Source organism: Halomonas terrestris (genome assembly GCF_049166755.1).
GTDB lineage: Bacteria > Pseudomonadota > Gammaproteobacteria > Pseudomonadales > Halomonadaceae > Halomonas.
Map to the genome: position 1 here is coordinate 154768 of NZ_JBMHFZ010000004.1, position 17417 is coordinate 172184.

16 protein-coding genes are annotated in these 17417 nt (G+C 68.4%); 6 read left to right on the forward strand and 10 right to left on the reverse strand.

Going from position 1 to position 17417, the window contains the following annotated elements:
• Positions 1–111: 111 nt before the first annotated feature.
• A complete protein-coding gene (locus ACOMD9_RS06230; RefSeq protein WP_421412855.1) occupies positions 112–393 on the forward strand; it encodes a DUF503 domain-containing protein in 282 nt (93 codons plus the stop codon).
• A 39-nt stretch (positions 394–432) separates the two neighbouring features.
• A complete protein-coding gene (locus ACOMD9_RS06235; protein ID WP_421412975.1) occupies positions 433–1713 on the forward strand; it encodes a sensor domain-containing diguanylate cyclase in 1281 nt (426 codons plus the stop codon).
• On the opposite strand, the gene ACOMD9_RS06240 is transcribed toward ACOMD9_RS06235, so the two are convergent.
• The 3 genes from ACOMD9_RS06240 to ACOMD9_RS06250 form a co-directional block, all read right to left on the reverse strand.
• Entirely contained in the window at positions 1710–2174 is a 465-nt protein-coding gene (locus tag ACOMD9_RS06240) for a hypothetical protein (RefSeq protein ID WP_421412857.1), read from the reverse strand. The two genes, ACOMD9_RS06235 and ACOMD9_RS06240, sit on opposite strands and share 4 nt — an antisense overlap.
• Positions 2175–2186: 12 nt before the next feature.
• Positions 2187–2540: a hypothetical protein gene (locus ACOMD9_RS06245; protein WP_421412858.1), complete on the reverse strand. Its 354-nt coding sequence runs from the start codon at positions 2538–2540 to the stop codon at positions 2187–2189.
• A gap of 77 nt (positions 2541–2617) precedes the next feature.
• Positions 2618–2914 carry a hypothetical protein gene (locus tag ACOMD9_RS06250; RefSeq protein WP_421412860.1) on the reverse strand — a complete coding sequence of 99 codons (297 nt, stop codon included), beginning with the start codon at positions 2912–2914 and terminating at the stop codon, positions 2618–2620.
• A gap of 428 nt (positions 2915–3342) precedes the next feature.
• On the opposite strand from ACOMD9_RS06250, the gene ACOMD9_RS06255 reads away from it, so the two are divergent.
• Positions 3343–3921, forward strand: a complete 579-nt coding sequence (locus tag ACOMD9_RS06255) for an antibiotic biosynthesis monooxygenase (protein WP_421412861.1) — start codon at positions 3343–3345, stop codon at positions 3919–3921.
• Between the two features lie 9 nt (positions 3922–3930).
• Here the strand turns inward: ACOMD9_RS06255 and ACOMD9_RS06260 are convergent, their stop codons facing one another.
• The 5 genes from ACOMD9_RS06260 to ACOMD9_RS06280 form a co-directional block, all read right to left on the reverse strand.
• Complete coding sequence (locus ACOMD9_RS06260) at positions 3931–5100, reverse strand: mandelate racemase/muconate lactonizing enzyme family protein (RefSeq protein WP_421412862.1); 1170 nt, start codon at positions 5098–5100, stop codon at positions 3931–3933.
• Positions 5101–5157: 57 nt separating this feature from the next.
• Positions 5158–5613, reverse strand: a complete 456-nt coding sequence (locus tag ACOMD9_RS06265) for a tripartite tricarboxylate transporter TctB family protein (protein WP_421412863.1) — start codon at positions 5611–5613, stop codon at positions 5158–5160.
• On the reverse strand, positions 5610–7148 hold the full coding sequence (locus ACOMD9_RS06270; RefSeq protein ID WP_421412864.1) for a tripartite tricarboxylate transporter permease: 1539 nt from the start codon (positions 7146–7148) through the stop codon (positions 5610–5612). Before ACOMD9_RS06270 ends, ACOMD9_RS06265 begins: the two co-directional genes overlap by 4 nt.
• A gap of 92 nt (positions 7149–7240) precedes the next feature.
• Complete coding sequence (locus ACOMD9_RS06275) at positions 7241–8191, reverse strand: Bug family tripartite tricarboxylate transporter substrate binding protein (RefSeq protein ID WP_421412866.1); 951 nt, start codon at positions 8189–8191, stop codon at positions 7241–7243.
• A gap of 200 nt (positions 8192–8391) precedes the next feature.
• Entirely contained in the window at positions 8392–9129 is a 738-nt protein-coding gene (locus tag ACOMD9_RS06280) for a FadR/GntR family transcriptional regulator (protein ID WP_421412867.1), read from the reverse strand.
• A gap of 165 nt (positions 9130–9294) precedes the next feature.
• On the opposite strand from ACOMD9_RS06280, the gene argE reads away from it, so the two are divergent.
• Complete coding sequence (argE, locus tag ACOMD9_RS06285; protein ID WP_421412977.1) at positions 9295–10449, forward strand: acetylornithine deacetylase; 1155 nt, start codon at positions 9295–9297, stop codon at positions 10447–10449.
• A 78-nt stretch (positions 10450–10527) separates the two neighbouring features.
• Here argE and ACOMD9_RS06290 read toward each other — a convergent pair whose 3' ends face one another.
• Positions 10528–12336, reverse strand: coding sequence for an IlvD/Edd family dehydratase (locus tag ACOMD9_RS06290; protein WP_421412869.1), 1809 nt, complete (start codon positions 12334–12336; stop codon positions 10528–10530).
• A 158-nt stretch (positions 12337–12494) separates the two neighbouring features.
• On the opposite strand from ACOMD9_RS06290, the gene ACOMD9_RS06295 reads away from it, so the two are divergent.
• Positions 12495–14072 (forward strand): aldehyde dehydrogenase (NADP(+)), encoded by a 1578-nt coding sequence (locus ACOMD9_RS06295; RefSeq protein WP_421412870.1) that lies wholly within the window; start codon positions 12495–12497, stop codon positions 14070–14072.
• A gap of 43 nt (positions 14073–14115) precedes the next feature.
• Positions 14116–15270: a fumarylacetoacetate hydrolase family protein gene (locus ACOMD9_RS06300; protein WP_421412871.1), complete on the forward strand. Its 1155-nt coding sequence runs from the start codon at positions 14116–14118 to the stop codon at positions 15268–15270.
• A gap of 97 nt (positions 15271–15367) precedes the next feature.
• Here the strand turns inward: ACOMD9_RS06300 and ACOMD9_RS06305 are convergent, their stop codons facing one another.
• Positions 15368–17071: a DEAD/DEAH box helicase gene (locus tag ACOMD9_RS06305; RefSeq protein WP_421412873.1), complete on the reverse strand. Its 1704-nt coding sequence runs from the start codon at positions 17069–17071 to the stop codon at positions 15368–15370.
• Positions 17072–17417 lie beyond the last annotated feature (346 nt).

The following is a 17417-nucleotide window of genomic DNA, read 5'->3' on the forward strand; positions in this document are numbered from 1 at the left end:
CGAGCTGATGGGATGAATCTCCCGCGCCAGGGCGCCCTCTCCCGGATGCAAGCGCCCTCGTGGTATAGCTGACCGGGGCCAGACCCACACCATCCCGTCACAGGAGCCATCATGCATATCGGCATTCTCACCCTGCGCATCTCGCTGCCCGGCTGCCGTTCCCTCAAGGAGAAGCGCCAGCGCATGGGCGGCCTTCACGAACGCTACGGGCGCAACCCGGCAGTGGCGGTGTGCGAGAGCGGCGAGCTGGACCGCCTGGAGGCGAGCGAGTGGACCTTCGTGGCGGTGGCCAACGAGGGGCCCAAGGTGGAGGCGCTGCTCACCGAGATCGAGGAGAAGATCCAGCGCACCGTGGACGGACGGGTGATGGAGGCGACACGGGAGATACTATAGTGAGGTCACCATCTCCCCCACGAGGCCACGTTGTCGCTTATGGAATTACGCAAGGACGGTGAGATAGCACTCTGGACGGCCCTGTTCGAAGCGACCTGGGACGGCATGGTGATACTCAGAACCGATGGCAGCATCTACCGGGCCAACCGGAGCTATGCCGATATGCTGGGCTACACGCCCGAGGAGATGGGCTCCCTGCACGTGTGGGATCTGGATGCCCGTTTCAGCAGTAGTGAGCTGCAGAACATGCTCCGGGACGTCGACAGCGCCGGGGCACACTTTGAAACGCAGCAGCGCCGCAAGGATGGCACCATCATCGATGTCGAGCTCGGCAACAACGGTGCCACCTACGACGGTGACAAGCTGATCTTCTGTATCGTGAGAGATATCACGGCACGCAAGGCCACCGAAGAGAAGCTTCGGCAGAACGAGGAGCTACTGCGGGGCATCGCCTCTCAGGTGCCGGGAGCACTCTATCAATACCGCATCGCACGGGATGGTGAGCACAGCTTTCCCTTCTTCAGCGAGGGGATCGTCGAGCTGGGAGGCCTGCCGCTCGAGGCGATTTCGGGGCCGGGGGAGGATCCAGCGATGTCACGGATCCTTGCCGAGGATGTCGAGCGCGTCGAGGCCCAGACCCAGCACAGCGCCGCCACCATGGCCAATGTTCACGTGGAGTTTCGCATCCGCCACGGCGATGGGTCGATTCGCTGGATCGAGTGCCGTTCGACCCCACAGAAGGAAGCCGACGGCGGCATGCTCTGGACCGGCATCCTCCTGGATATCACGCAGCGCAGGCGAGCGGAAGAGCGAGTGAAAGCCATGGCCATTACCGACGGTCTCACCGGCATCACCAACCGCCAGGAGCTCGGCCGCCTGCTGGAAAGCGAGATGAGGCGTGCCGTCCGGTATGCGTCGCCGCTCTCGCTGATCATGTACGACCTCGATCATTTCAAGAGCATCAATGACCGCTTCGGACACAATGCCGGTGACGATGTGTTGAAGACCGTTGCCAGCCTGGTCAATGACAGCCTGCGCGACAGCGACATGCACGGGCGATGGGGCGGGGAGGAATTCATGGTGCTATTGCCACAGACCGGCCTGGACGCGGCCAGGAAGGTCGCAGAGAAATTGCGCCAAGGAATCGCCAGTCACCGCTTCGAAAGACTCGGCACCATCACCGCCAGCTTCGGCGTGGTGGAACTTGCCGGCCGGGAGAGCTCCCGGTCACTGGCTCAACGGGTGGACGATGACCTCTACCGGGCCAAGGAGCTCGGCAGAAACCGGGTCGAGGCGCAGCCGGCATCCCTGCAACACTAGGAACGCCCCTCGCCGTCCAGACCAAACGTCCTGGCCCGGCGATAGAGCGCCACCAGGCACCTGCCGCCCAGCATCATGCCGATACCCGCCACCACGACGACCAGGGCGTCATAGGCCACGGCACCGGAGGCCGAGTACACCCCCACCAGCACGCCGACGTGGCGCACCACCAGATAGACGCCGATCAGGAAGGTACCGGCCCGCACCAGGTCGTCATCCTTGACGCGAACCTCGGCCTCGCCATCGCCATGCAGCCTGTCCGCCAGGCGGCCGGCGGAGCACCACAGCAATACGCCGCCCAGCATCGGCACCGCCACCGTGGCGATCAGGATCGGCAACACCTCGCCGCTCCACAGCTCGCCGGCCGTCGGTCCGAGCAGCGCCGGCAGCACCGAGAACAGGGTCTCCAGGAAGAGATAGAGACCCAGCAGCCGGATCATCAGGACGGAGAAGGGCTTCATGGTGGCTCCCGATCAGTCTGACGCCTCATCATCCTCGATAGGCGTCCCCAGCGTATCGATCAGCATGCTGTGGCACTCCACCTCGAACCACTCATCGAAGCGCTTCAGGGTGCGTTTCGGCCACAGTGCAGGGTCGGTATACCACTCTTCCAGCTCCGACTCGAACAGGTTGCGCCAGTTGGCCTTGACCCACCGCCTCACCTCCTCGGGAGACTCCGCTACCTCATCGCTGACCAGGTAGACGGTGCGATCGCGGTTGACCTCCTCCTCGGCGATCGGCGTGCCACCCGGCGCGGGGTCGGCATCGTTGATCCACTGCACGGCGGGCGCCTTGTAGCGCAGCAGCAGGGCGGAACGGTTGAGCATGGTGCCTCCCTTGGAATCCATAAGAGCCGATTTCCAGCCAAGTTAGCCTGGCAAATGCAGTGACCCGGTTCCCACGATCACTGCCTGTCCCGCAATGTGGAGCGGCAGGTTGTCTTCGGCGCGCTCGGCCTCGGCCAGGGGAAGAGCTCGCGATTGACGAAGTCCAGCAGGTCGTCGCCGGTCAGGGCGCGGTCGCGATCGCGGGGTGCCGCCCAGGTGGACCACTGGTAGGGAGTGTCGATGATGAAGTCGAAGGGCTTGCCGGCCAGGGTGGCGTTGATGGCACGGCTCTGCTCCAGGGTCGCCCAGGTACTTGAGGAACAGCAGCCAGGAGGTCTGCTCGGTGGCGCAGCCGGCCTCTTTCCACAGTACATCGTCGATGTTCTTGAAGGTCTGCTCGAACATGGGGGGGTCGCGGGTCCTTGCGATGAGAATCGTGGGGACAATGCTACGCCGCGGCATCGGCAGGCGCCAATCGCGCTGCGAGTGGCGCTCATGCAGGTGGAAACCCAGTCACTCCCCCCACTTGAGGCGCCTTATTTCAAGTTACGGCTGAAATTATAATAAGGCCTGCCGCTATTTTAGCTTCACGCCTCACCACAGCGGCCCTCATGTCGATGCCATGGACATACCGGCGGCGAATCACACAGGCGGAAACACTACCAATGCATGTTTCAGCAGGTAGTGTCTCTATTCTAACGGGTATATCTGGTATACTTCTTGCCTATCGATTCACGAAGGCCTACCCGGCCCGACGTGAACTCGGCGCCCTACCCCGGCGCCATGAACGAGGAGATACACGATGTCCCCTGATCCCGTGACGCTGATGGTGGCGCGCCGCGTGGCCCGCGGCCGTTACCGCGACTTCACCGCCTGGCTGGAGGAGGGCCGCGAGCTGGCCAGCGACTTCGCCGGCTACCTGGGCTCCGGCGTGCTGGCGCCGCCACCCGGCGACGACGAGTACCAGATCATCTTCCGCTTCCGCGACGAGAAGACCCTGGCCGCCTGGGAGCACTCCGCCTCGCGCCGGGCCTGGCTAGCCCGCGGCGAGGGGCTCTTCGAGGCGCCCCAGGAGCATCGCGCCACCGGCCTGGACGGCTGGTTCCAGGATGCCACCGGCCGGACGCCGCCGCGCTGGAAGCAGGCCATCGCCATCTGGCTGGCCTTCTTCCCCGTGTCGCTGATGTTTCAGTGGCTGTTCGGCGGCCTGCTGGCCGGGCTGCCACTGGTCCCCAGGGTGCTGGTCGGCACCCTGGCGCTGACGCCGGTGATGGTGTTCCTGTTCATCCCGCTCTCGATGCGCCTGCTGGGCCCCTGGCTGCGCGGCGAAACCTCCGTTCTGGCACGGCTCGGCCGCCGCCTGCACCACCACGGGGCGTGACGCGCGCCGTCAGGGCGACAGGTGCTCCTTGAACACCCGCATCAGTTCGCGCTTGTCCTCGAAGCCGATCCCCGGCATGTCGGGCAGCGCGACCGTTCCCTCCTCCACCGGGGTGGAGTCGGCGAAGCCCCCGAAGGGCGCGAACACCCGGGGATAGGACTCGTTGCCGCCGAGCTTGAGGCCGGCGGCGATGTTCAGCGCGAACTGGTGGCCGCCATGGGGTATGCACTGGCGTGACGACCAGCCATGGGCGCGCAGCACCTCGAGCATGCGCAGGTACTCCACCAGGCCGTAGCTGAGCACGGGGTCCATCTGCAGGATGTCGCGGTCGGGGCGCATCCCCCCGTAGCGCAACAGGTTGCGCACGTCCTGGTGGGAGAACAGGTTCTCGCCGGTGGCCGTGGGTGCGGCGTAGTGCTCGCCGAGCTGCTGCTGCAGGGCGTAGTCGAGCGGATCGCCGGCCTCCTCGTACCAGCGCACCCCGTAGGGGGCCAGCCCCTCGGCGAAGTCCAGGGTGGTCCTGAGGTCGAAACGGCCGTTGGCGTCCACGGCCAGCCGGCCGGCCTCGCCCACCACCTCGATGGCCGCCTCCACCCGCGCCAGGTCCTCGGCCAGGGGCACCCCGCCGATCTTCATCTTGGTGCAGGTGTAGCCCTGGTCGAGGTAGTCGCGCATCTCCTCCTTGAGGCCGCGGATCTCCTTCCCCGGGTGGTAGTAGCCGCCCGCGGCGTAGACCGGCACCCGGGGGTCGGGCCGACCGTCATCGAAACGTCGGGCCAGCAGTTCGGCCAGCGACAGGTTCTCGACCTTGGCGACGATATCCCAGATCGCCATGTCGATGATGCCCACCGCCACGCTGCGCTCGCCGTGCCCGCCCGGCTTCTCGTTGGCCATCAGCACCGACCAGACCTTGAAGGGGTCCAGGTTGGTGCCGCTGGCGTCGAGCAGGGAGGCGGGATCGGCCTCCCTGAGCCGCGGCAGGAAGCGCTCGCGCAGCAGGCCGCTCTGGGCATAGCGGCCGTTGGAGTTGAACCCGTAGCCGACCACCTGGCGCCCCTCGACGCGAGCATCGGTGTAGATGGCCAGCACCGAGACATCCATCTTCGCGAACGAGATGTAGGCGTTGGCGATGTCCGAGGCGATGGACACCCTGGCCTCGCGGATATCGGTGATTCTCATGATGCGCTCCTGATGGCATCTCCAGGCTCCCGGGGGCTAGCGCCATGGGGCCGGGGGTCAAAAGAACAGTCCCGAGGGCAGGCGCACCCCCAGCACACGGGTGAAGGTCAGGTAGAAGGCGCCCACCAGCACCAGGATGATCGGCACCCACTGCAGCAGGCGGCGAGGCGACACCGGCCCCTGGACCCGGGCCAGGTACCAGGTGAGCAGGAAGATGGCCACTGTCGTGGTCACGGCGAAGCCCAGCTGGCCCATGGCGAACCACCAGACGAAGAAGCCGACCATCACCACCAGCAGGCGCCTCGGGCTGCCGGCGATCTCGACCTGGCGGCCCTGCGGCTTGATGAAGCCCTTGACGATCAGCGCCACGGCCACCACCACGGTGAGCATCAGGATGGCGCGCGGGAAGATGATGCTCAGTCGCCCCAGGTCCGAGCGCGGGAACCACAGCACCGCGGCGAACAGCAGGCCGAACAGGCCCGCCACGATATCGGTGTTGAGTCGCACGATCATGAGCCGTTCTCCTCGCCGGCCGGCCGGGTATCGAGCCGCCCGCTGCGCTGCAGCCACAGCGGCACCAGGGCCGTCAGGGTCCCGAGCACCACCAGGCCGGCCAGCACCATCGACAGCGGGTTGCGCACCAGGCGCAGCCAGGGGATGGGGTCGACCACCGCCGCCAGCATCGTCTGCACATAGCCCTGCTCGGCGATACCGCCGAGGATCAGCCCCAGCACGATGGGGGCGGCATGGATGCCGATCAGGCGCAGGAAGTAGCCGGCGCAGCCCAGGATCAGCATGATCCCCACGTCGAGCAGGCTGTTGCGCAGGGCGAAGGTGCCGAGGATGGTCACCATGGCGATGCAGGGCACCATGAAGTAGTAGGGTGTCCTGATTACCACCCGGTGGATCAGGCGACCACCGAGCAGGCCGACAGGCAGCAGCATCAGCGCCGCCAGGCCCATCGACAGGATGAAGCCGTTGGTCAGCACGCCGGTCTGGGTGAAGAGGTCGATCCCCGGGCGCAGGCCATGGAGCATCAGCACGCCGAGGATGATGGCATCCGGTGGTGCACCGGGAATGCCGAGGGTCAGCAGCGGGATCATGCTGCCCGCCACCATGACGTTGTTGCTGGATTCCGATGCCACCACGCCATCGAGGTTGCCCTTGCCGAAGCTCTTGGGGTCCTTCGAGAAGCGCCTGGCCTCGTTGTAGGCCACCAGGCTGGTCACGTTGCCGCCGGCGCCGGGAATGATGGCGATGACCTGGCCGATCAGGCAGGAGCGGATCAAGTTGCCCGGCTTTCTCAGGATGCGCTTGGCCACCTCGATGATGCCCACCTCGCGCTTGCCGAACTCGCCCTCCTTCGAGAGCGTGCTGCGCCCCTCGGCCGCCATGCTCAGCAGTTCGGGGATCACGAACAGCCCGATCAGTGCCACGATCAGCTCGATGCCCCCCTGCAGCGGGGGAAAACCGAAGGTGAAGCGGGTCTCTCCTCCCACCGGGGAGACCCCGATGGTGCTCAGCAGCATGCCGATGCAGCCCCCCAGCAGCCCCTTGAGCAGCGAGTCGCTGGAGAGGCTCGCCACCAGGGTCAGGCCGAGCATCGCCACCCAGAACATCTCCGCGGGGCCGAAGGCCACCGCCCAGCGAGCCAGCGGCGGCGCCAGCACCAGCAGGAAGGCGACCCCCACCAGGCCGCCGATCACCGAGGCGATGGTCGCCCCGGCCAGGGCCTCGTAGGCACGTCCCTGGCGCGCCATGGGGTAGCCGTCGAAGGTGGTGGCAATCGACGAGGGCGTGCCCGGGGTGTTGATCAGGATGGCGGTGAAGGCCCCGCCATAGATGGAGCCCATGTAGACCGCCCCCAGGGCGATCAGCCCCTGCAGGGCCTCCATCGAGAAGGTGAAGGGCAGCAGCACGGCCAGGGCCATGGTCGCCGTCAGCCCCGGCATGGAACCGATCAGCAACCCGGCCGATACCCCGACCAGTACCGTAATGATGCTCTCGAACGTCATCAACGATGCCAGCGCCTGCAGCATCATTTCCATGGATCACCCTCCTGCGGACCATGCCGGATGGTCGCCTGGAAGTGGAAGGAACCGAGGCCCCGGCGGCAGGGCCTCGGGGAGGGAGCGTGACCTTACTCGGCCGCCTCGAGGATGGGGGCGTAGGCATCGCGTAGCGTGCCGATCACTTCGTCGATCGCGTCACCGGTGATGTACTCCATGACGAAGCCCAGGGGCTCCTGCCTCTCGGCGATCCGCCGATTGGTCTCGGCAAAGGCCTCGGCCAGGGTCTCGACGATCTCCGGCGGGGTACCGGCCGGGGCCGCCACGCCGCGGTAGGCACCGCCGACGATGTCATACCCCTGCTCCTTGAAGGTGGGTGCGTCGGGCAACGCCGGGACGCGCTCCTCCGAGGCGACCGCCAGCACACGTACGCGATCCTCCATCTGCACGCCGAGCATGGTGTAGTTGAAGATGCCGGCCACGTGGTTGCCCTCGAGGGCCGCCGGCAGCGGGCCGGTACCGCTGAAGGGGATGTAGGTGAGGTCGATGTCGGCCTCCTGCTCGAGACGCAGCATGTCCAGGTGGTTGGCGCTGTAGGTGCCGCTGCCGCCCAGGGTCACCGCCTGGGGATTCTCGCGGGCATACTCGATCAGGTCGTCGAGGGTCTCGAACGGGCTGTTCGCCGGCACGATCAAGGCGTTCGGGGTGGAGTGGAAGAAGGTGATGATCTCCCAGTTGTCGGTCTCGAAGCCGGCATCGCTGCGCTGGATCGGCTGGCCGATGATATGCGGGATGTTGACCCCGATGATCTCGTGGCCATCGGGTTCGGCGCTGTTCTGGAACTCGCTCCAGGCGACGGCCCCGCCGCCGCCCGGGCGGTGCACCACGTTGACGTTGACACCGAGGATCTCCTCGAGGATCGGCTCCTGGAAGCGAGCCGTCACGTCGGACTCGCCACCCGGGTCGAAGGGGATGACGTAGTCGATGGCACCCGAGGGATAGTCGGCCTGCGCACCAGCGGCAAACCCCAGCAGGGCGGCGGCGGACAGGGCGCCAACCAGAGAGGTCGATAGGAATTTCATGGCATGCTCCCGATATGGTTCTTGTAAGGAATGGGTCGTTACGCGATCCACGCCGGGGTCATCGTCCTCACACGCGGATGGTGCACGCACGGATGGCCTCCGACGGACCCTGGTCCCGGCAGCGGTGCCGGGACCAGCGTCTGTTCTGAAGCTAGCCTAGTTGTAAAAGTTGTCAAATTCTCGAGCAGGAAGGAGCGCCCTCAGCCCTGGAATACCCGGCGCCGCGAGTTGCCCAGGTGCTCACGCATGAAGTGCGAGGCGCGTTCGGCATCGCCGGCCAGGATGCTGTCGTGGATGCGCCGATGTTCCTGCTGGACCTCGGGGAGGTGGAAGCCGGGATGACGCTGGCCCAGCCCCCGAGCCAGGCGCTGCCCGTAGGTGATGGGCGCCTCGAGGGAGACCAGGGTATCGGCGAAGAAGCGGTTGTGGGTGGCGTGGGCGATGGCCAGGTGGAAGCCGTAGTCGGCATCGACCCCCAGCGCGTTCTCGCGGATCCGCTGCTCGAGCAGGGCGAAGGCCGCCGAGATGGCCGCACGGTCCTCGGCCGTGGCGTTGAGTGCGGCCAGGCGAGCCGACTCGGCCTCCACGGCGATGCGGAATTCGAAACAGCGCTGGATGTCGGCCAGGCTCTCCAGGGGCGCGAAGTCGAGCATCGCGCGGTCGGGGCGCAGGCGCACGAAACTGCCGGCACCACGATGCGAGCGGATCAGGCCATCCTCACGCAACCTGGCCAGGGCCTCGCGCACGATGGGGCGCGAGACCCCGTGCATCTGGGCCAGCTTCTCCTCGGAGGGCAAGCGTTGCCCCTCTCCATACTCGCCCTTGATGATGCGGTCGATGATGTCACCGTAGACCCGGTCACTCAGCTTCTGTCCCTGGCGCCCCTGCCGCTCGGGGAAGGTGCCCTGGGCGACGCCGGTGTCGCTGCGAGAACTCATGCCGTACTCCCTGGCCGTTGTCCCCTACAGGATACGCCAACTGGCCCATGGGCACGCCACCCGGCCCGCTCCACGCTTTCCCAACCCGTACCGGCGGCCATGGCCAGCCCCAGGGTCGCTCGTGTTAGGCTGGCAACGGACCGATTCACCCAGGACACTCGCATGATGACCGCCAAGCAGTTGCTCGAGCGACTGGTGGGCTTCCCCACCGTCTCCCGTGACTCCAACCTGGAGCTGATCCACTTCGTGGAGGCGCTTCTCGACGACCACGGCGTCGAGCACTGGCGCATCGAGAACGACGACGGCAGCAAGGCCAACCTGCTCGCCCGCATCGGCCCGGCGGTGGCGGGCGGCGTGGTGCTCTCCGGCCATACCGACGTGGTGCCGGTGGACGGCCAGCCCTGGTCCACGGACCCCTTCACCCTGGCCGACAAGGGCGACGGTCGCCTCTACGGCCGCGGCACCTGCGACATGAAGGGCTTCATCGCCTGCGCCCTGGCGGAGCTGCCGAACTGGACACGCCTGTCGCTTCAGCGTCCGATCTACCTGGCCTTCTCCTACGACGAGGAGGTCGGCTGCATCGGCGCTCCGCGCATGATCGAGCGCCTCATGGCCGACCATCCCCGTCCGGCGGCGGTGATCGTCGGCGAACCGACCCTGATGCACCCGGTGGTGGCCCACAAGGGGGCCACCAACCTGCGCACCACCGTGACAGGCCGCGCCAGCCACTCCAGCCAGGTCGACCAGGGGGTCTCGGCGATCCACGTGGCGGCCCGGCTGGTCACCCATATCGAGGAGGTGATGGCCGACCTCAAGGCGGAGGGTCGGGTGGACGAGGCCTTCAACGTGGTGCACTCGAGCCTGCACGTGGGCCGGATCGCCGGCGGCACGGCGATCAACATCATGGCCCGCGAGTGCACCTTCGAGTGGGAGATCCGCCACCTCCCCTCGGACCGCTTCTCCGACCTGCTGGGCCGGGTCGAGGCCCGGGCGGCCGAGCTCGAGGCCGAGATGCAGCGCCGCGCGCCGGAGGCCTCCATCGTCACCGAGGCGCTCAACGAGACGGTGCCGGCACTGGCCGACGACAACAACGCCGAGGTCCTGGCGCTGTGCCGCGAACTGCTCGGCGAGCGCCCCACCGGTGCGGTGGCCTATGCCACCGAGGCCGGCCAGTTCCAGCGCCAGGGGCTGCCCACGGTGATCTGCGGCCCCGGGAGCATCGGCCAGGCCCACCAGCCCGACGAGTACATCGAGATCGAGCAGCTCGAGGCGGGCTCACGCTTCATGCAGGTCCTCGGCGACGCCTTGCGACACCCCTGAGCCGCCACATGTTCCCGGACACGACAACGGCGAGCCCCGCCAGGGCGCTCGCCGTTGTCGTGTCGCATCGGGGTCTGGTCAGTGGTTGTCCCGCGGCGGGCTGACCCGCGCCACGTCCCGGTATCTGGTGGCCGGCCCCAGCGTCATGCCCCGGTCGAGCGGCTCGACCATCGACCGCTGGATCTCCTGCCAGGGCGTCTGGTGGTCCGGGTAGCGGTAGCCGCCCTGCCGCGCCAGTCGCTCGCGCCGCGCCTCGAGCTCGTCGTCGTCGATCAGCAGCCGCACCTCGCCACGCCTCAGGTCGACCCGCAGCCGGTCGCCGCTCTCCAGCAGCGCCAGGCCACCACCGGTGGCGGCCTCGGGCGAGGCGTTGAGGATCGACGGCGAGCCGGAGGTCCCCGACTGGCGCCCGTCTCCCAGGCACGGCAGGGACTCCACCCCGGCACGAATCAGTGCCTCGGGCGGCTGCATGTTGACCACCTCGGCACTGCCGGGGTGGCCCACCGGCCCGGCCCCGCGCATCACCAGGATGGTGGTCTCGTCGATCCCCAGCGCCGGGTCGTCGATGCGCGCGTGGTAGTCCTCCGAGCCGTCGAACACCACCGCCCTGCCCTCGAAGGCCTCGGGGTCGTCGGGGTCGCTGAGGAAGCGGCGACGGAAGTCGGCGGAGATCACGCTGGTCTTCATCAGCGCCGAGTCGAAGAGGTTGCCCTTGAGGTTGAGGAAGCCGGCATGCTCGACCAGCGGGTTGTGGTAGCGCCGGATCACCTCCTCGTCGAGGGTCTCGGCCCCGTCCAGGTTCTCGGCCAGGGAGCTACCGTTGACGGTCAGGGCATCGCCGTGAAGCCGGCCGGCCCCGAGCAGCTCGTGCATCACCGCCGGCACGCCGCCGGCGCGGTGGAACTCCTCGCCCAGGTAGGCCCCGGCCGGCATCACGTTGGCCAGCAGCGGGACCTCGTGACCCAGCCGCTGCCAGTCGTCGTTGTCCAGCTCGACCCCGGCGTGGCGGGCGATGGCGTTGACGTGGATCGGCGCGTTGGAGGAGCCACCCAGCGCCGAGCAGGTGACGACGGCGTTCTCGAAGGCCTCGCGGGTGAGGATGTCGGAGGGACGCAGGTCCTCCCACACCATCCCGACGATACGCTCGCCGGTCCGGTAAGCGACCATGGCCCGCTCCTTGTAGGGCCCCGGGATCATCGCCGACCCGGGCAGGCTCATGCCCAGCACCTCGGCCATGGAGTTCATGGTGGAGGCGGTGCCCATGGTGTTGCAGTGGCCCACCGAGGGCGCCGAGTCGCTGGCCCGGGAGAGGAAGTCGGCGTAGTCGATGTCGCCGGCCGCCAGGCGCTTGCGCAGCTCCCAGATGATGGTGCCCGAGCCGACCCGCTCGTTGCCTCGCCAGCCGTTGAGCATCGGACCGCCCGAGAGCACGATGGCCGGGATGTTGACGGTGGCCGCCGCCATCAGCGCCGCCGGGGTGGTCTTGTCACAGCCGGTGGTGAGCACCACGCCATCGAGCGGATAGCCGTGCAGGATCTCCACCAGCCCCAGGTAGGCCAGGTTGCGATCCAGGGCCGCCGTGGGCCGGCGCACGTTCTCGTGGATCGGGTGCATGGGGAACTCGAAGGGCACGCCACCGGCGGCGCGGATGCCATCCTTGACCCGCTTGACCAGCTCGATGTGGTGGCGGTTGCACGGCGTCAGGTCGGAGCCGGACTGGCTGATGCCGATGATCGGCCGGCCGCTGGTCAGTTCCTCCAGGGTGATGCCGTAGTTGAGGTAGCGCTCGATGCACAGCGCCGTGGTGCCCGGATGGTCGGGGTTGTCGAACCACCAGCGCGAGCGGAGCTGGTCGGGTGTGATCCCCTTGCGGTCGTTGTCATTCATGGCGCGATCCTGGAGCCCGGGTTTCCCTCCCCCTGGGCGAGCCCCATGGAGAGATTTACCGTCATGGCCTACGGTAGGGTTGTATGATGACATGATAGGTAGCACGCTTAGCCCCTTTCCGGCAACCCGGACCACCCGTCACAGAACAGGAGCCCCCTATGACACTGCAAGGCAAGTTACTGATCGGCCAGCAAGCCGTCGCCGGCACCCGGGCCGAGATTCGCGCCATCGACCCCGCCACGGGACACCCCCTCGACCCGGCCTGGGCCGGCGGGGGCGAGGCCGAGGTCGAGCAGGCCTGTGACCTCGCCTGGGCCGCCTTCGACACCTACCGCGAGACCTCCCTCGACGCGCGGGCCGCCTTCCTGGAGGCCATCGCCACCGGCATCGAGGCGATCGGCGACGAGCTGATCGAGCGCGCCATGGCCGAGACCGGCCTGCCCCGGGCGCGCCTGGAAGGCGAGCGCGGCCGTACCTGCGGCCAGCTGCGGCTGTTCGCCGCCGTGGTGCGCGCCGGCGAGTGGCTCGACGTGCGTATCGACCCGGCGCTGCCCGAGCGCGAGCCGCTGCCGCGGGTCGACCTGCGCCAGCGCCACCTGGCCCTGGGCCCGGTGGCCGTGTTCGGCGCCAGCAACTTCCCGCTGGCCTTCAGCGTGGCCGGTGGCGACACCGCCTCGGCCCTGGCCGCGGGCTGCCCGGTGGTGGTCAAGGCCCACTCGGCCCACCCCGGGACGTCCGAGCTGGTCGGCCGCGCCATCCAGCAGGCCGTCGCGGCGTGCCGGCTCCCCGAAGGGGTCTTTTCACTGCTGTTCGGTGCCGGCCGCGAGGTGGGGCAGGCGCTGGTCGCCGATCCGCGTATCAAGGCGGTGGGCTTCACCGGCTCGCGCCGCGGCGGCACCGCCCTGATGGCCACCGCGCAGGCGCGCCCCGAGCCGATCCCGGTGTATGCCGAGATGAGCAGCATCAACCCGGTGTTCCTGCTGCCCGAGGCACTCGAGAAGCGGGGCGACGAGATCGCCCGGGGCTTCATCGGCTCGATGAACATGGGCGCCGGGCAGTTCTGCACCAACCCGGGGCTGGTGATCGCCCGGCAGGGCCCCGCGCTCGATGCCTTCCTCGCGGCCGCCGGTGAGGCGGTGAGGGAGAGCCCCGCCCAGACCATGCTGACCCCGGGGATCCACGGTGCCTACGAGGATGGCGTGGGTGCCCTCGTCGGCAGCGGCAAGGTGCAGGAGGTGGCGCGTGGCCAGGTCGGCGAGGGGCCGCATCAGTGCTGCAGCGGCCTGTACCGGGCCAGTGCCGCCGACTTCCTGGGCGACGAGGCGCTGCAGGCCGAGGTGTTCGGCGCGGCTTCCCTGGTGATCGCCTGTGCCGATGCCGACGAGATGAGCGCCGTCGCCGAGCGCCTGGAAGGCCAGCTCACCGCCACCCTGCAGATGGACGATGGCGATCTAGACGATGCCCGTGCCCTGCTGCCGACCCTCGAGCGTCGCGCCGGCCGGGTGCTGGTCAACGGCTGGCCCACCGGCGTGGAGGTCTGCCACGCCATGGTCCATGGCGGGCCCTTCCCGGCGACCTCGGATTCGCGCACCACCTCGGTGGGCAGTGCGGCGATCCAGCGCTTCCTGCGCCCGGTCTGCTACCAGAACCTGCCCCAGGCCCTGCTGCCCGAGGCGCTGCGCGACGGCAACCCGCTGGGGGTGACGCGCCTGGTGGACGGCAAGCGCGAGGCGTGATGCCGCACCGAAAACACAACGACAAGCCACGCGAGGTAGTCACTTGAACACCGAACGCTTTCTTCCCCAGGACCTGGAGCGCGCCCGCCTGGTGGGGCGGGTCTGGCGGCCGGCCCCCGACGCGGGGCCGGCCCTGGTGGTCGTCCGCGGCGGCGAGGTCCTCGACATCTCCCGCCAGTGTGCCTGCATGGCCGACCTGCTCGACCGCGACGATGTCGTCGACTTCGTCGAGCGTGTCGAGGGCGAGTCGCTGGGCCCGGTCGAGGCGCTGCTGGAGAACTCCCTGGCCGAACCCGCCGGCACGCCCCGCCTGCTCGCCCCCTGCGACGTCCAGGCGATCAAGGCCTGCGGCGTGACCTTCGCCGTCAGCCTGCTGGAGCGGGTGATCGAGGAGCAGGCCGGGGGGGACCCGACCCGGGCCAGCGAACTGCGCCAGGAGCTGCAGCAGATGATCGGCAGCGACCTGTCGCGGATCGTGCCCGGCTCCGAGCAGGCCATGTCGCTCAAGGCGGAGCTGCAGTCGCGGGGTGCCTGGTCCCAGTACATGGAGGTCGGCATCGGGCCGGATGCCGAGGTCTTCACCAAGTCCCAGCCCCTCTCCTCGGTGGGCTTCGGCGACCGCGTCGGCCTGCACCCCGCCTCACGCTGGAACAACCCCGAACCGGAGATCGTGCTGGCGGTGGACGCCGCGGGCCGCACCCGGGGGGCGACGCTGGGCAACGACGTCAACCTGCGTGACATCGAGGGGCGCAGCGCCCTGCTGCTCGGCAAGGCCAAGGACAACAACGCCTCCTGCGCCATCGGCCCCTTCATCCGCCTGTTCGACGAGCACTTCGATATCGACAGCGTGCGCGGGGCGCGGGTCTCGCTGCGCATCGAGGGCGACGACGACGGCTTCGTGCTGGAAGATGCCAGCGACATGCGCCAGATCAGCCGCGACCCCCTCGACCTGGTCGCCCAGACCATCGGTGCCCATCACCAGTACCCGGACGGCTTCATGCTGTTCCTGGGCACCATGTTCTCGCCGATCCAGGACCGGGACGGCGAGGGTCAGGGGTTCACCCACCACATCGGCGATACCGTGACCATCGCCACCCCGTCGCTCGGCGCCCTGGTCAACCGGGTCGACCACTCGGACCGCCTGCCGCCCTGGACCTTCGGCATTCGCCAGTGGCTGGCCCATCGGCGAGGGGGCTGAACCCGACACCGCCACGACGAGAAACGGGCCGGGGGAACGCTTCCCCCGGCCCGTTGCCTGGTGCCTGCCGCTGTCGCACAGCGGTCGTCCCTATCTGTCAGCCGCGCGACTGGCGGCGGATCGGCGCCTCGCCATCGTCACGGCGGCGGCGCGGTGCCCGCTCGGGGGCGCCACGGTCCTCGCTGATCTCCAGCGGACGGCCGGCCACCCGGGCACGGGCCATCTTGGCCAGGATGCTCGCCGGCAGCGAGCTCGGCAGCTCGACCACCGAGAAGGCGTTGCGGATATCGATGCGGCCGATGCGGGCCCCCTCGATGCCGCCCTCGTTGGCCAGCGCCCCGACCAGCTGGCCCGGCTTGACGCCATCCTTGTGACCCACGGCCACGCGGTAGCGGGTCATGCCCTCGCTGGGGCCGCTATCGCGGCGACGCGGCGGCTTGCCGTCGCGGGCACCACGGTCGTTGTCGCGACGCGGTGCCTGCAGGCGACCGATGGGGGCCTCGTCGGCGCGGGCCATGGCGGCGAAGGCGCAGGCCAGCTCGATGGGGTCATGCCCCTCCTCGACCAGACGCGCGATCAGGGCGTTCTGCTCCTCGGCGCCCTTGGTCAGGGAGGCGACCACGCGCTGGTGGAACACCTCGTCGCGATGGGCACGGATGGCCGCCTCGTCGGGCAGCGGCATCTCGCTGAGCTTCTGGCCGGTGGCCTGCTCGAGCCAGCCCACCTTGCGCCCCTCGCGGAAGCCGACGAAGGTGATCGCCACGCCGGTGCGGCCGGCACGGCCGGTACGCCCGATGCGGTGGGTGTAGGCCTCGGCATCCTGGGGCAGGTCATAGTTGATGACGTGGGTGATGCGCGGCACGTCGAGGCCGCGAGCGGCCACGTCGGTGGCAATCAGCACGTCGACCTTGCCGCGCTTGAGGCGCGTGATGGTCCGCTCGCGCAGGCTCTGGTCGAGGTCGCCGGAGAGGCTCGCCACGTTGACGCCGCGTGCCGAGAGCTGCTCCATCAGGGTGGTGCAGGCCGCCCGGGTCCGCACGAAGACGATGGCACCGTCGACGGGCTCGACCTCGAGGATGCGCGACAGCGCCTCCAGCTTGGCACCGCCGTCGACGCGCACCATGCGCTGGTCGATGCTCGCCGCGGTGCCGACCCTGGCCTCGATGGCCACCTTGACCGGGTCGACCAGGTAACGGTTGACGATGCGCTCGATCTCGGACGGCAGGGTGGCGGAGAAGAACACCCGCTGGGCATCCTTGGGGGTGTCGGCGACCACCCGCTTGACGTCGTCGATGAAGCCCATGCGAAGCATCTCGTCGGCTTCGTCCAGCACCAGGGCAGAGAGGCCGTCGAGCTTGAGGCTGCCACGATCCAGGTGATCGATCACCCGGCCGGGGGTCCCCACCACCACCTGGGCGCCGCGCTTCAGCGCGCCCAGCTGCTCGCGGTACTCCTGGCCACCGCACAGGGTCGCCACTTCCAGGCCCTTGAGGTTCTGGCCGTACTTGCTGAACGACACGGCCACCTGCTGGGCCAGTTCACGGGTCGGCGCCAGCACCAGCACCTGGGGCTCGCGGCGCTCGAGCTCGAGGCGCGAGAGGATCGGCAGGGCGAAGGCAGCAGTCTTGCCGGTGCCGGTCTGGGCCTGGCCCAGCATGTCACGGCCTTCCAGCAGCGCAGGGATGGTCTGCATCTGGATCGGCGAAGGGGTCTCGTAGCCCAGGGTTTCGACGGCAGAGAGAACGGCAGGCAGCAGGGCCAGATCGCCGAAGCTCGGCGAAGCGACAGAAGTCGAGGTCATCAATCACACCTTGGTAGGCCGGCGAGGGCCGGCAAATCACATTGAGGCATCCCCGACGCAAGCAAACGGTCGGGCACACTGCGCCTGTCGTCGGGCCTTCATGGCCCCGGGGCAGAGCGAGTCACGGTATCGGGGACGCCGGTCGCACCTGGCATCCGGTTTGTGCCCCAGGGGGGCAGGCAAACCGCTAAGGCGACCTTTCTGCGCCGATGTCGCCCTTGTGGCGGCATCTGGTTGGCGCTCCATCTTCACATCTCGGACACTGTCGGTAGATGACCGCAGGTCTCGGTGATCCGGCTCTGGCACTCGGCTCAGGCGAATCGTCATGATGGCGGGGTCAGCACAT

Excerpts from the sequence above, each read along its gene's own strand:
- ACOMD9_RS06260 (WP_421412862.1), bottom strand. The coding sequence starts at position 5,100 with ATGAGAATCACCGATATCCGCGAGGCCAGGGTGTCCATCGCCTCGGAC.
- ACOMD9_RS06280 (WP_421412867.1), bottom strand. The coding sequence starts at position 9,129 with ATGAGTTCTCGCAGCGACACCGGCGTCGCCCAGGGCACCTTCCCCGAG.
- ACOMD9_RS06235 (WP_421412975.1), top strand. The coding sequence starts at position 433 with ATGGAATTACGCAAGGACGGTGAGATAGCACTCTGGACGGCCCTGTTC.
- ACOMD9_RS06240 (WP_421412857.1), bottom strand. The coding sequence starts at position 2,174 with ATGAAGCCCTTCTCCGTCCTGATGATCCGGCTGCTGGGTCTCTATCTC.
- ACOMD9_RS06290 (WP_421412869.1), bottom strand. The coding sequence starts at position 12,336 with ATGAATGACAACGACCGCAAGGGGATCACACCCGACCAGCTCCGCTCG.
- ACOMD9_RS06250 (WP_421412860.1), bottom strand. The coding sequence starts at position 2,914 with ATGTACTGTGGAAAGAGGCCGGCTGCGCCACCGAGCAGACCTCCTGGC.
- ACOMD9_RS06265 (WP_421412863.1), bottom strand. The coding sequence starts at position 5,613 with ATGATCGTGCGACTCAACACCGATATCGTGGCGGGCCTGTTCGGCCTG.
- ACOMD9_RS06270 (WP_421412864.1), bottom strand. The coding sequence starts at position 7,148 with ATGGAAATGATGCTGCAGGCGCTGGCATCGTTGATGACGTTCGAGAGC.
- ACOMD9_RS06305 (WP_421412873.1), bottom strand. The coding sequence starts at position 17,071 with ATGACCTCGACTTCTGTCGCTTCGCCGAGCTTCGGCGATCTGGCCCTG.
- argE (WP_421412977.1), top strand. The coding sequence starts at position 9,295 with ATGACCGCCAAGCAGTTGCTCGAGCGACTGGTGGGCTTCCCCACCGTC.
- ACOMD9_RS06245 (WP_421412858.1), bottom strand. The coding sequence starts at position 2,540 with ATGCTCAACCGTTCCGCCCTGCTGCTGCGCTACAAGGCGCCCGCCGTG.
- ACOMD9_RS06230 (WP_421412855.1), top strand. The coding sequence starts at position 112 with ATGCATATCGGCATTCTCACCCTGCGCATCTCGCTGCCCGGCTGCCGT.
- ACOMD9_RS06295 (WP_421412870.1), top strand. The coding sequence starts at position 12,495 with ATGACACTGCAAGGCAAGTTACTGATCGGCCAGCAAGCCGTCGCCGGC.
- ACOMD9_RS06255 (WP_421412861.1), top strand. The coding sequence starts at position 3,343 with ATGTCCCCTGATCCCGTGACGCTGATGGTGGCGCGCCGCGTGGCCCGC.
- ACOMD9_RS06275 (WP_421412866.1), bottom strand. The coding sequence starts at position 8,191 with ATGAAATTCCTATCGACCTCTCTGGTTGGCGCCCTGTCCGCCGCCGCC.